This window comes from Anaerotignum faecicola (genome assembly GCF_003865035.1).
Taxonomy (GTDB): Bacteria; Bacillota; Clostridia; order Lachnospirales; family Anaerotignaceae; genus Anaerotignum_A; species Anaerotignum_A faecicola.
In genome coordinates, this window is record NZ_BHVZ01000002.1 from 227,041 (window position 1) to 240,815 (window position 13,775).

A 13,775-nucleotide genomic window follows, 5' to 3' on the forward strand; every position below is an offset into this window, starting at 1 on the left:
CATTCCAATACAACACAACAAACACAGGGAAGAGGAGTAGTAAAACCTTTGGATGTTTTCAGAGAGTCTGCGGCTGGTGCGAGCAGATAACGGAAGAATGTTTGAACTGGCCTCGGAGTGGTTCGCTGAACTGAACACAAGTAGGCGCAACCGGCGAGTCGGCCGTTATACCGACAGGATATTGGTTCTTACAGCCTGTATCTGGGAAAGTGTATTCCTTTTCGGGAATAAAAAAGAGTGGTACCGCGGAGATTTCTGGTCTTTCGTCTCTTAATGAGGGAGATGAAGGGCTTTTTCTTTTGCTCATCGCTCATTCTAACCACGCATACAAACGAACCAAAGATAAAATCAAACAAAAAACACACGCAGAATTTTAAGGAGGAACTACCAATGATGAACTACACAAAATACAGACCCTACCCCACAATGGACATGCCCAACCGCAAATGGCCCAATAACACCATCACAAAAGCACCCGTATGGTGCAGCGTTGACATGAGAGACGGCAACCAGTCCTTGGAAATTCCCATGAACCTGCCCGAAAAACTGAAATTCTTCCAGTTTCTGGTGGATACAGGGTTTAAGGAAATCGAAATCGGCTTCCCTGCGGCAAGCGATACCGAATTTGAATTTGCAAGATGCCTGATTGACAACAACCTGATTCCCGATGATGTTACCGTACAGGTGCTGACACAGAGCAGACCCCACATCATCCATAAAACCTTCGAAGCATTGAAGGGTGCAAAAAAAGCAATCGTACATCTGTATAACTCCACCTCCACCCTGCAAAGAGATGTTGTTTTCGGCAATTCCATGCAGGAAACCATTGATCTGGCAGTTGCAGGCGCAAAGCAGATTAAGGAAGAAGCAGCAGCTATCCCCGAAACGGAGTTTTTCTTTGAATATTCTCCCGAAAGCTTCACAGGCACAGAAATGCCCTTTGCCGTAGAAATCTGCAATGCGGTTCTGGATGTCTGGGAGCCCACACCCGACCACAAGGCAATCATCAACCTGCCCTCTACCGTAGAAATGGCGACACCCAATATCTACGCCGACCAGATTGAATACTGCTGTGAAAACCTGAAATACAGAAACAGCATTTACGTCAGCCTGCATGCACACAACGACCGCGGCACAGCCGTAGCGGCAACCGAGCTGGCTATGCTGGCAGGGGCTGACCGTGTGGAAGGCACACTGTTCGGCAACGGCGAAAGAACCGGCAACACAGACATCATGAATGTAGCCATGAACATCTTCTCTCAGGGCATTGACCCCGAACTGGATTTCAGCCATATTGATGAAGCCGTAAAGATTTACGAGGAATCCACAAGAATGAGCATTTCCCCCAGACACCCCTATGCAGGCTCTCTGGTTTATACAGCCTTCTCCGGTTCTCATCAGGATGCCATCAGAAAGGGTATGGAAGCAATGAAGCAGCATCCCGACCACTGGGAGGTTCCTTATCTGCCCATCGACCCTATGGATGTCGGCAGAAACTACGACCCCATCGTTCGTATCAACAGCCAGAGCGGCAAGGGCGGCGTTGCCTTCGTTCTGGAACAGAATTTCGGTCTGTATCTGCCCAAGGCCTTCCAGCAGGATTTCAGCACTGTTACCACAAGCATGAGCGACAGACAGCATAAGGATCTGACACCTGCTGATATCTACGAAGCATTCATCGACCATTATGTAGACGGCAGAGCCCCTCTGGAGCTGGTTACATATAAGGAAATCGTTCTGAAAAATCATGAGGACGTTGCCATTGAGGCAGAATGTAACTTCAACGGCAAGCCCCTTACATTGAAAGGCACCGGCAACGGCATTATTTCCGCTCTTTGCCATGCCATCGAGGACTACTTCCATATCGTGATGGAGGTTGTGGACTACAGAGAACATTCCATGTCCCACGGCACAAAATCCCGTGCAATCTCCTACATCCAGATTGCCGATAACGAAGGCGGCATATATTTCGGCGCAGGCACATCCAGCAATATCACAAAATCCGGTCTGCGTGCGGTAGTGAGCACAACAAACAAGATTATCAGATAAGAAAAGAGTAAGAGAGTACAAAAGAAATTTTTGGAGGATAGCATCATGGGAATGACAATGACACAAAAGATTCTTGCAGCCCATGCGGGGGAAGCAAGCGTAAAAGCCGGACAGCTGATTCAGGCAAAATTGGATATTGTTATGGGCAACGACATCACAACCGCCGTTGCTTTGAAGGAATTTCAGAAAACAGGCGCAAAGGAGGTTTTTGATAAGGATAAGGTGGTTATCGTTCTGGATCACTTTACCCCCAACAAGGACATCAAGGCGGCAGAGCAGTGCAAGGCCTGCCGTACCTTTGCTTATGATATGGAAGTGAAGAACTTCTTCGACGTTGGACAGATGGGCATTGAGCACGCCCTTCTGCCCGAAAAAGGGATTGTTGTTCCCGGTCAGGTTATCATCGGCGCAGATTCCCATACCTGTACCTACGGCGCATTGGGTGCGTTCTCCACGGGCATCGGCAGCACCGATATGGCAATCGGCATGGCAACCGGCGAAGCATGGTTCAAGGTGCCCAGTGCCATCAAATTCGTGCTGACAGGCAAGCCTGCAAAATGGGTCAGCGGCAAGGATATCATCCTGCACATCATTGGCATGATTGGTGTGGACGGCGCACTGTACCGCAGCATGGAATTTGTCGGCGACGGAATTCAGTATCTGACGATGGATGACCGCTTCTCCATGGCGAATATGGCAATCGAGGCAGGCGCAAAAAATGGTATTTTCCCCGTGGATGAAAAAACAATGGAATATGTAAAGGAACATTCCGCAAAAGAGCCTGTTGTTTACGAGGCGGACCCCGATGCGGAATATGACGAGGTTTATACGATTGATTTAAGCAAATTAAGACCGACCGTTGCCTTCCCTCATCTGCCCGAAAACACAAAAACGATTGACGAAGCAGGCGAGATTGCCATCGATCAGGTTGTCATCGGCTCCTGCACCAACGGCAGACTGAACGATATGAGGATTGCGGCAGAAATTCTCAGAGGCAAACAGGTACACCCCAAGGTACGCACCATCGTTATTCCTGCCACACAGCAGATTTATCTGGACTGCATCCGTCTTGGCTATGTAGAGGATATCGTAAAAGCAGGCGCAATTTTCAGCACCCCTACCTGCGGCCCCTGCCTTGGCGGGCACATGGGGATTCTGGCAGCAGGCGAACGCTGCGTATCCACAACGAACAGAAACTTTGTCGGCAGAATGGGTCATACAGAAAGTGAAGTGTATCTGGCAAGCCCCGCAGTTGCAGCAGCATCTGCCATCGCAGGCTATATTGCAGACCCCGAAAAGATTGCAGGAGGGATGGAATAATGGAAACAGCAAAAGGGAAAGTCTTTAAATACGGGGATAACGTCGATACAGACGTTATCATCCCCGCAAGATATCTGAACGTATCCAGCGGCGAGGAGCTGGCAAAATACTGCATGATTGATATTGATGCGGATTTCGTAAACAATGTAAAGGAAGGCGACATTATCGTAGCCACAAAGAATTTCGGCTGTGGCTCCTCTCGTGAGCATGCCCCTCTGGCAATCAAATGCGCAGGCATTTCCTGCGTCATTGCGTCCACCTTCGCCAGAATTTTCTACCGCAATGCCATCAATATCGGCTTGCCGATTCTGGAATGTGAGGAAGCCACAAATGATATTGATGCAGGCGATACCGTATCTGTTGATTTCAATACAGGCGTGATTACAAACGAAACAAAGGGCAAAACCTATCAGGCTGAGCCGTTCCCTGCATTCATGCAGAGGATTATGGCTGCGGGCGGTCTGGTAACATATACAAAGGAAAAAATCGAAGGTTAAGGTGAAGAAAATGGGTTCTTATCATATTACAGTATTAAAGGGGGACGGCATCGGCCCCGATGTTGTGACTGAAGCCATGGGCGTATTGGAATGTGTCGGCAAAAAATACGGTCATGACTTTGTATTCAATGAAAAGCTGGCAGGCGGCTGTGCGTATGATGCGTATGGCGAGCCCCTGCCTGAGGAAACCTTAGAGGCCTGCAAAAACAGTGACGCCATTCTCTTGGGTGCGGTTGGCGGTCCGAAATGGGATCATCTGCCTGCTAATCTCCGCCCCGAAGCAGGCGCTTTGCTGAAGCTGCGCAGCAGTCTGGGGCTGTATGCAAACCTGCGCCCTGCCATCATCCATAAGGCTTTGAGCGACGCAAGCCCCATCAAGCCCGAAATCATCGGCGACAGTCTGGATATTCTGGTTGTCAGAGAGCTGACAGGCGGCATTTATTTCGGGGAGCGCGGCTATCGTGAAGGCAAGCACGGCGAAGAAGCGTATGATGTTGAAGCATATAGCGAATTTGAAATCAAACGCATTGCCGTACAGGCCTTTGAAGCCGCTATGAAGCGCAATAAGCACGTTACCAGCATTGATAAGGCAAACGTTCTGGAAAGCAGTAAGCTGTGGCGCAGAACCGTGACAGAGGTTGCAAAGGATTATCCTGAGGTGGAATTGGACCACATGTATGTGGATAATGCCGCAATGCAGCTGGTGAGAAATCCCAAGCATTTCGATGTTATCGTAACCTCTAATATTTTCGGGGATATTATTTCCGATGAAGCAAGCCAAATTACCGGCTCTATCGGGATGCTGCCCTCCGCAAGTCTGGCGGACGGCGCATTCGGGATGTATGAGCCCATCCATGGCTCCGCCCCCGATATCGCAGGCAAGGATATGGCAAACCCCATCGCAACTATTCTTTCCGCCGCTATGCTGCTGAAATTCTCCTTCGGTCTGGTTGCAGAATCGCAGGCGATTGAGGATGCTGTCACAAAGGTATTGGATGCAGGCTACAGAACCCCCGATATCTACAGCGAAGGCACCAAAAAAATCGGCACAAAGGAAATGGGCAAGCGCATCTGCGATGCCATTAACGCATAAAGCGAAAATAACAAATACTGAAAAAGGAAAACCTTCTCCTATAAAAGCAGGCTCGATTATGACCCATAACCGAGCCTGCTTTTTTGCGGTTTTCTTCGCTTGACAGTCTCCTGCTCCTATGCTACGATTGCTTTAACACCTAAACCTGACTTTAGGTAAATATCAAATTTTATTTTCATGAAAGAGGGCGATTCTTATGTATACCATCGGTCAGGTATCCGAACTGTTCCAATTACCCGTTTCCACCCTGCGCTATTATGATAAGGAGGGACTGTTCCCCGAAATCAAGCGCAGCGGCGGCATCCGCCATTTTGATACCAAGGAGCTGGAAGCCCTGCGGCTGGTGGAATGTCTGAAAAAAACCGGCATGGAAATCAAAAACATCAAGCAGTTTATGCAATGGTGTACCGAGGGCAGTGAAACCTATCCCAAGCGTCTGGAATTGATTCAGAAGCAGAAGCTGGAATGTGAAAAGGAAATCAAGCGCATGGAAAAGGCGCTCGCCATGCTGAAATTCAAATGCTGGTATTACGAAACGGCTCTTGCGGACGGCAATGAGGACAGAATCCAGGAGCTGCTGCCAGACCGCCTGCCGGAAGAAATTCAGGCATACTATGATGCCTCACATACAGACTGATTCTGACAGAAATTTCTAAAAATCGTTTGATTTTACATTGTGCTTTCTCCTATAGCTATGGTATAATACCCACGGTTTTGTCCGTGGGTTAGCCGCTTACAGCGTCTATCTGCTGTTTTCACAGCAAATTCTACGATTCGCAGGCATAGCCTGCTCATATACACGGCTCTGTCCGTGGGTTAGCCACTTACAGCGTCTATCTGCCCCGACAGTCTATTTTGTTATCATCCATTATCATAACAGGAGGAAGTTTTTTATGAACGAAAACAACGGAATCATCCGCAACGCCTCGGTCTTAGGCGTTCCGAAAATGTTACTTTTAGGCCTACAGCACATGTTTGCCATGTTCGGCGCAACAATTCTCGTTCCCATTCTGGTAAACAGCTATTTTGGCGAGGACGTTCTGCATGTACAGGTTACGCTTATCTGTGCCGGTGTCGGCACACTGCTGTTTCATTTCTGCTCTAAGGGCAAGGTTCCTGCCTTCCTCGGCTCGTCCTTTGCATTCCTTGGCGGCTTTGCTACCATCTCTAAGCTGAACACAGGTGCTTTTGCCAATATTTCCAATGCCGAAAAGCTTTCCTATGCCTGCGGCGGAATTCTGGTGGCAGGACTTCTGTATCTGGTGCTTGCTCTCATCATTCGCCTAATCGGTGTAAAAAAGGTTATGCGTTTTCTTCCCCCTGTTGTAACAGGCCCGATTATCATCTGTATCGGTCTGAGTCTGGCAGGCTCCGCTGTCAGCAATGCCTCCACAAACTGGCTGCTTGCCTTTATCGCACTTGCAACCATCGTTGTTTTCAATATCTGGGGCAAGGGCATGTTTAAGATTATCCCTATCCTGATGGGCGTTGTCATTTCCTATATTGCGGCTCTCATTTTCAATGCAATGGGTATGACAAATGCAGACGGCTCTGCGATTCTGAATTTTACAAATATCACGGCTGCCCCCATGGTAGGCGTGCCCGAATTTTCTCTGTGCAAATTCAACATCTCCGCCATTCTGGTAATGGCACCCATCGCGCTTGCATCCATGATGGAGCATATCGGTGACATGTCCGCCATTTCCGCAACGGTCGGCGAAAATCTGATTGAAGACCCCGGTCTGCACCGTACCCTAATCGGGGACGGGCTTGCGACCTCCCTGTCCGCACTGGTGGGCGGCCCTGCCAATACCACCTATGGTGAAAACACAGGCGTTCTGGAGCTGAGTAAGGTGCATGACCCCAAGGTAATCCGCATTGCTGCGGTTTATGCCATCATCCTGAGCTTTATCCCCAAAATGGCAGAGGTGATTGGCTCTATGCCCTCCGCAATTATCGGCGGTGTCAGCTTCATGCTGTATGGTATGATTTCCGCAATCGGCGTGCGCAACGTAGTAGAAAACCGCGTGGATTTCACAAAATCCCGCAATCTGATTATCGCAGGTGTAATTTTTGTCTGCGGTCTGGGCTTCTCCGATGGGCTGACCTTCAATGTTGCCAACACAGATATCACACTGACCTCCCTCGCCATTGCGGCAATCGCAGGCATTGTGCTGAATGCTATCCTGCCGGGGAATGATTATCACTTCGGCAAAAACGCAGGCGGCGATGCAAACCGCGGCATTGATATGATTCCTAACTTTAACGAGGATACCCGCTACGGCGATAACGAAGATTAACGAAAGCATGAAAAAAGAGACTCCTTTCAGAGTCTCTTTTTGATTGCTTATTCGCCTTCAAAGAAGTGCTTTTTGTAATATCGCGAGGACATGGCAAGCTGCTCCTCAAAGGCATCATAGCCCATTTCCTCGACCAATGTTTTCTTTCCGGAGAACAGATTCGTGCCTAAGCCTCTCGTTCATTCGGCCTTCTCCTCGTTATTTCGGCTCTCTGCCTTCCTCAAACATGCGCATCATTTCTCTTGTAAGGCTGATGCCGTCATCGTGTGCAGGGAGGTTATTTCTCGGAAAAAATTCAGCCATCGCCAGCTCCTCTCGGTCTAGCGTGATATCCTCACCCTCTCCGTCCAGATCGCAGAAATACCCCAACAGCAAGCCGCCCGTTACACCCCAGGGCTGTGTTTTATAATAACGAATATTTTTTACCTTCAGACCGACTTCCTCCATAACCTCCCTCTGCACGGTTTTTTCCACCGTTTCGCCAATCTCCGTAAAGCCTGCTATCATGCCGTATCGGGTATAGCTGCGGTTGGCATATTTGCTCAGAAGCAATCTATCCCCATGCGTCACGCCGACAATGACAGAGGGCGCAATTTTAGGAAAAATCATGTTATTACATTCCGGACAGCGCATCATGCGTTCCTTCTCGTCATGCTTTGTTTTCGCACCGCAGCGTCCGCAGAAACGATTGCTGCGATACCAGTCAAACAAATGCCACGCCGTCATCATGGCATAGCAGATATTTTTGGATTTCACCTGACGCAATGTCATGGCAGGCTCATAGCAGAAGGACGTATCCGCAGGCGCACCTGCTTCGCCCATCCAGATGAAGTAATCCTCCTCCTGCATGCGGAACACATACTGTACCTCGTTTTCATACCAATGCGTCCAGCCTTTTTCCTTCGCCCATGCCATTACCTCCGCATAGGTTGGCAGAACCAATGTATCATCTTCCTTACGTTTCACCAATAGCCGGCTGCCCTGTGCGCAGACCACCTTCGCCGTGGCAACAGGTGCCGTATGGCGAAACTCGTTTTCTAATCTTCCGTATTCTAAATCCTGCAGCATTTCTATTTCCTTCCCTTAAATCCCGTTTGCTTATTTCTTTGCCTTTGTCCGCTGAATGGTGTAATCCTTGAATTTTTCCACCGCAGGCGGCAGATACCGATTCAGTACATACGCCATATAAACCATTCTGCGAGAATATGGCGTATCCAACTCCAGCTTGGTGACGTTATAGTTATGCAGTGCTTGGCTGTCCGTTACAATGGCAATCCCCTGATTCTTCTCAACCAACCCCGCCATGGAATTGACATCCTCAAACTGGCAAAGAATATTCGGCATAATCTGCGCCTTCGTAAACATATCATCAATGATACGGCGCATGCCGCTTTCCTTCGTATAGCTGATGAGCGGATACGGGCAGATATCCTGAATCGTTACCTTCTTTCTATCCTCCAAGGGATGCCCCTCCGGCAAAATAACCACAAGGCTCTGCTCAAAAACGGGAATAAATTCCACATCGCCCTCCGCCTCCACCATGGAGCAGAAAACCAAATCATACTTTTCTCGTTTCAGATTATACAACAGCGTTTTCGTGTTGCCCTCATAGCAGGAAAAAGAGATATTCTTATTCTGCGGATCATCCAGAAAGCCTGCAATCAGTCCGGGGACAAAGTTCGTCCCGACCGATGTCATATACGCCAGTCCGACGTGTCCGCCTCCTTCGGAAACCAGACGTTCAATCTGATTTTTTCCCAGCTCCAGCTGTGTCAGGGCGTTTTCCACATAGAACATATAAATCCGCCCATATTTTGTCAAAACAACATTTCTGCCCTGCTTTTCAAACAAATTTGCCCCCAGTTCCTTTTCCATGGAAGAAATGGAGTGGCTGAGCGTCGGCTGAGAAATATTCAGCTTTTCCGCCGCCTTAGTGTAATGCTCCAATTCTGCCAGCGTTTTAAAATAATACAACTGGTTTAAATTCATTGTCTTCCCTCCTATTCTCATGCAAAAAAGCGCATAAGAAAGCAGCAAATCAGGAATCCTTATCGCTGCTATTAAAATCCTAATGTATTTTTAATGAGTATAGCAAAATAAATAGAAAAAATCTATAGATTTAATAAACAAAAAAACAGCCGGATTTCGTGACAAATGACGACAAAAAGCGACTTTTTCTCCAAAAGCCGCCTTTCTATCCTATCTCATTATTTTAAAAATTTATCTATAAAATCCTGCTCACTGAGAATGGGAATCCCCAGCTCTGCCGCCTTTTTATTCTTCGAGGATGCAGAATGAATATCATTATTGATAAGGAAATTCGTCTTTTTGGTGACACTTCCCGTCACCTTGCCGCCACCCTTTTCAATGAGTGCCTGCAATTCCTTTCTGTTGGTGAATTGCTCCAAATCCCCTGTCACAACAAAGGTCAGCCCTGCCAGAGGGCTTTCGCCGACCTCTGCCTGCTCTGCCGCTTGGAAGGAAAGATACTGCAAAACATCCGCAAGCAATGCCAGATGCGCTTCCTGTCTGAAATAATAGGCAATGCTGTGTGCGATGATTTCGCCGAAGCCCTCTACCTGCACCAATGCGTCCTCCGTTGCCGCCTTGATTTTCTCCAAATCATAATCAAATTCCCTGCAGAGCAGCTTTGCATTTCGCAGCCCTACATGGTTGATGCCCAGTGCATAGATGAAGTTCGGCAGTTCGGCGGATTTCGCCTTTTCCACAGATGCAATCAGATTCTGATAGGATTTCTCCCCAAAGCCCTCCATGGCTGTAATTTCCGCCTGATGCTTTTCCAAGCGGAACAAATCAGGATAATTTTCCACAAAGCCCTTTTCCAGAAACTTCTTCAGGGTTTCCTCCGAAAGCCCTTCCATATTCATGGCATCTCTGGAAACAAAATGGCTGAGTGCCTGTATCCGCTGCGCGGAACAGTTCGGATTAGTACAATAAAGCGCTTCGCCGTCACGCAGCTTACGGATTTCCGTTTCCTCGCCGCAGACAAAGCAATGCTTGGGAATTTCCGCCGTGGAAACCGTTCCCGTCAGATTTTCCGCAATCTGAGGGATAATCATATTCGCCTTATAGACCTTAATCGTATCCCCGATGCTCAGCCTCAATTCCTTCAAAATGCTGACATTATGCAGGCTTGCGCGGCTCACCGTTGAGCCCTCCAGCTCCACGGGGTCAAACACCGCAACAGGGTTCATCAACCCCGTACGAGAGGTGTTCCATTCAATCCGCCGCAGAGTGGTTTCCGCCATTTCGTCCGCCCATTTGAAGGCAATGGAATCCTTGGGGAATTTTGCCGTTCTGCCAAGGCTTTGGCTATAGGCAATGCTGTCAAAGGTCAGAACCAGTCCATCGGAGGCAATGTCGTTCTGCTCGATTTTATCGCGGAATTCCTCCACCGCAGCGGCAACCGTTTCCGCCGTCACCATGCAGTGCTCCACCACATCAAAGCCCATTTCGGCAAGCCAAGCCATATTTTCCGCCTTGCTGTCCGAAAGGGTTCTGCCTGCGGCATGCACCAAGGTAAAGGCAATGAATTTCACATTTCGCTTTGCGGCAATCTCGCTGTTTAACTGCCGCACCGTGCCGCTGCAAAGGTTACGAGGATTTTTATATTGCTCCTCCTCGCCCAGCTCCTCATTGATACGGTAAAATTCGCTGTAAGGAATGACCCCCTCGCCACGCAGCACCAGCTCCCCCTGAAAGGGAATGGAAAGCGGCACATTGCGGAACACACGGGCGTTATGCGTCACATCCTCGCCAATTTCGCCGTTTCCACGCGTGACTGCCTGCTCCAGCTTGCCATGATTATATTTCAGCACAATCGTCAGTCCATCCAGCTTCCATGATAAAATCCCTGCTTTATCCCCCAGAAAGCTGACAAGCTTCGCCGTTTCCTTCGTTTTGTCCAAGGAAAGGATCGGGCTTTCGTGCGCCACCTTCACCAGATTGCTCAGCACCGTATAGCCAACCTTCTGCGTGGGGCTGTTCGCAAGAATCGTGCCTGTTTTCTTCTCCAGTGCAGCCAATTCGTCATACAGCGCATCATATTCCTGATTGGAAAGAATTTCTCTGTCCTCCTGATAATATGCCTTCGCCGCCCGGTTCAACTGCTCCACCAGTTGCTTTATTCTCTCTGTCATATCGCATCCCTCACCGTCTCTGCTTATTCGCTTACCTTAATCAGCTTCGACAAGCGCGCCATGAATTTCTTCGTTCCCTTTGCGCCAAAGGAAACGGTAACCTCGAAATCTGCGCCGCCGTTATTGATGGAAACCACTGTGCCAATGCCGTATTTCGGCGCACGCACCTTATCCCCCACGCCGTAGCTCAGCTTGAAATCCTTGGGCGCAGGCATCTCCTTTTTCATGCCGACCCCGCCGAATTTTGCTGTCGGGGGCAACACATTCTTTCTGCCGAGAGCAGGCTTATTCTGCGTCATGGCATCATATTTTTTCGCCATATCGGAAATCTGTCTGGTCGGCATATCTACCAAATCCGCAGGAATTTCCTTCAGGAAGCGAGAAGGCGGATTATACTGCGTAATCCCATGCTGCATGCGGCTTTTTGCGTGCGTCAGGTAAAGCTCCTCCTTCGCACGGGTAATGCCCACATAGCAAAGTCTGCGTTCCTCCTCAATTTCCTTTTCACCGCCATACATCACCGCGCGGAAGCCGGGGAAAATCCCCTCCTCCATACCGATAATGAAAACATAGGGGAATTCCAGACCCTTCGCGCTGTGCAGTGTCATGAGGGCAACGGTTTCCTCCCCCTCCTCATAGCTGTCAATATCCGCAACGAGGGCAACCTCCTCCAGAAAGCCCTCCAGCTTGCCTTCGGGGTTAGCTTTATCATATTCCGCCGCTTTATTCACAAATTCATCAATATTCTGGATACGGTTCAGCGCGTCATCCGTCCCCTCCGCCATCAGAAGCTGCAAATAGCCCGTCCGCTTCATGATGGCATCAATCAATTCGGAAACGGAAAGTCCATCCGCATCGGCGCGCAACTGTTGAAACAGACCATAGAAATCCTTGAATTTTGCCACTCTTGTTTTCAGCGTAGTGATTTCATCCAGACGGCTCAGTGCGCCGTAAAGAGAAAGCCCGTTTTCATCCGCAAAAGCAGCCAGCTTATCCAGAGAGGTTTCGCCAATGCCGCGCTTAGGTACGTTGATGATTCTTCTGAGAGCGATCGTATCCGCAGGGTTCGCAAGCACCTTTAAATAAGAAAGAACATCTCGGATTTCCTTTCGTTCATAGAAGCGCACGCCGCCGAACAGGCGATAGGGAATTCCGCGCTTCACCATCTGATCCTCCACCGCGCGGCTCTGTGCATTGGTGCGATACAAAACAGCCATCTGGTTTCTGGTCTTGCCCTGCTTTTCCAGCTCCAGAATTTTTTCTGCCACAAAGCGACACTCATCATATTCGTTATCCGCCTTATAGATATGCAGGATACTGCCGCTGTCATTTTCTGTCCAAAGCGTCTTATCCTTTCTGGTCTGGTTATGATGGATGACAGCATTCGCCGCCTCCAGAATTTTCTTCGTGGAACGGTAATTCTGCTCCAGCTTAATTACGGTTGTATCGGGAAAATCCTTTTCAAAATCCAGAATATTGCGGATATTTGCCCCACGCCAGCCATAGATGCTCTGGTCGTCATCCCCGACCACGCAGAGATTTTTATATTTTGCCGCAAGCATTGCCACTAGCTCATACTGGCTTGTATTTGTATCCTGATATTCATCCACCATAATATAGCGGAATCTTTCCTGATATTTTTCCAGAACATCGGGAAACTGACGGAACAACAGAACGGTTTTATAAATCAGATCGTCAAAATCCAGCGCGTTGTTTTCCTTAAGCATTTTCTGATAGGTCTGATATACCTTTGCGATACGCACCGCCTTCAGGTCATTTTTATCCACATGCTGTGCGTAGTCCTCCCAGCTTGTCATTTCCTCCTTCAGATGGCTGATGATGCTCATTGCCCCCTTAACGGAAAAGGACTTATCCGTTGTGCTCATATTCAGCCGCTTGAAGGCCTCGCGCATGATTTTTTCCTGATCGTCGCTGTCATAGATGGAAAACTGATTTTCATAATCCAGATGCTGAATTTCTCTGCGCAAAATCCGCACACAGGTGGAATGGAAGGTACTGATCCACATATCTCTTGCTGTATCCCCCACAAGCTTTTCCACACGCTCGCGCATTTCCTTCGCAGCCTTATTCGTAAAGGTAATCGCAAGAATATTCCAAGGCTTTACACCCGTTTCCAGCAGATGTGCAATCCGCACCGTCAAGGCACCGGTCTTGCCGCTGCCCGCCCCTGCCAGAATCAGCACAGGTCCTTCTGTCTGCAAAACTGCTTTTTTCTGCATATCGTTCAGTTTATCAAATCCAATCATGTCATTCTCTCCCATTTCTTTTCTGTTTCCGCTTTTTCCGCAGGATGCCAACATAAGAAAGGCTGATTTGGCAAAATCATCTTGTCAAA

At 48.7% G+C, this 13,775-nt stretch carries 10 protein-coding genes and 1 other annotated feature; of the genes, 6 read left to right on the top strand and 4 right to left on the bottom strand.

What is annotated here, in order from left to right; genetic code table 11:
* The first annotated feature begins 17 nt into the window (after positions 1-17).
* Positions 18-274 (top strand) — a binding site (T-box leader).
* Between the two features lie 116 nt (positions 275-390).
* The 6 genes from leuA (at position 391) to EJE48_RS06920 (ending at position 7,259) form a co-directional block, all read left to right on the top strand.
* Complete coding sequence (leuA, locus tag EJE48_RS06895) at positions 391-2,049, top strand: 2-isopropylmalate synthase (protein ID WP_330548483.1); 1,659 nt, start codon at positions 391-393, stop codon at positions 2,047-2,049.
* 45 nt (positions 2,050-2,094) lie between these two features.
* Complete coding sequence (leuC, locus tag EJE48_RS06900) at positions 2,095-3,369, top strand: 3-isopropylmalate dehydratase large subunit (protein ID WP_118579520.1); 1,275 nt, start codon at positions 2,095-2,097, stop codon at positions 3,367-3,369.
* The gene (gene leuD / locus EJE48_RS06905) at positions 3,369-3,866 is read left to right on the top strand and encodes a 3-isopropylmalate dehydratase small subunit (RefSeq protein ID WP_118579523.1); all 498 of its coding nucleotides are present in this window, start codon (positions 3,369-3,371) and stop codon (positions 3,864-3,866) included. Before leuC ends, leuD begins: the two co-directional genes overlap by 1 nt.
* Before the next feature lie 10 nt (positions 3,867-3,876).
* The gene (leuB, locus tag EJE48_RS06910) at positions 3,877-4,959 is read left to right on the top strand and encodes a 3-isopropylmalate dehydrogenase (RefSeq protein WP_016408357.1); all 1,083 of its coding nucleotides are present in this window, start codon (positions 3,877-3,879) and stop codon (positions 4,957-4,959) included.
* Between the two features lie 196 nt (positions 4,960-5,155).
* Positions 5,156-5,596, top strand: a complete 441-nt coding sequence (locus tag EJE48_RS06915; RefSeq protein WP_118579526.1) for a MerR family transcriptional regulator — start codon at positions 5,156-5,158, stop codon at positions 5,594-5,596.
* 256 nt (positions 5,597-5,852) lie between these two features.
* Positions 5,853-7,259: a uracil-xanthine permease family protein gene (locus EJE48_RS06920; RefSeq protein WP_016408355.1), complete on the top strand. Its 1,407-nt coding sequence runs from the start codon at positions 5,853-5,855 to the stop codon at positions 7,257-7,259.
* Positions 7,260-7,457: 198 nt separating this feature from the next.
* Here EJE48_RS06920 and nudC read toward each other — a convergent pair whose 3' ends face one another.
* The 4 genes from nudC to pcrA all read right to left on the bottom strand — a co-directional run bounded on the left by nudC (position 7,458) and on the right by pcrA (position 13,686).
* Positions 7,458-8,327, bottom strand: a complete 870-nt coding sequence (nudC, locus tag EJE48_RS06925; protein WP_124984440.1) for an NAD(+) diphosphatase — start codon at positions 8,325-8,327, stop codon at positions 7,458-7,460.
* A 30-nt stretch (positions 8,328-8,357) separates the two neighbouring features.
* Positions 8,358-9,248: a LysR family transcriptional regulator gene (locus EJE48_RS06930; RefSeq protein ID WP_160117330.1), complete on the bottom strand. Its 891-nt coding sequence runs from the start codon at positions 9,246-9,248 to the stop codon at positions 8,358-8,360.
* A 218-nt stretch (positions 9,249-9,466) separates the two neighbouring features.
* Positions 9,467-11,419 (bottom strand): NAD-dependent DNA ligase LigA, encoded by a 1,953-nt coding sequence (gene ligA / locus EJE48_RS06935; protein ID WP_124984442.1) that lies wholly within the window; start codon positions 11,417-11,419, stop codon positions 9,467-9,469.
* A 23-nt stretch (positions 11,420-11,442) separates the two neighbouring features.
* Positions 11,443-13,686, bottom strand: a complete 2,244-nt coding sequence (pcrA, locus tag EJE48_RS06940) for a DNA helicase PcrA (protein WP_124984457.1) — start codon at positions 13,684-13,686, stop codon at positions 11,443-11,445.
* Positions 13,687-13,775: the final 89 nt, after the last annotated feature.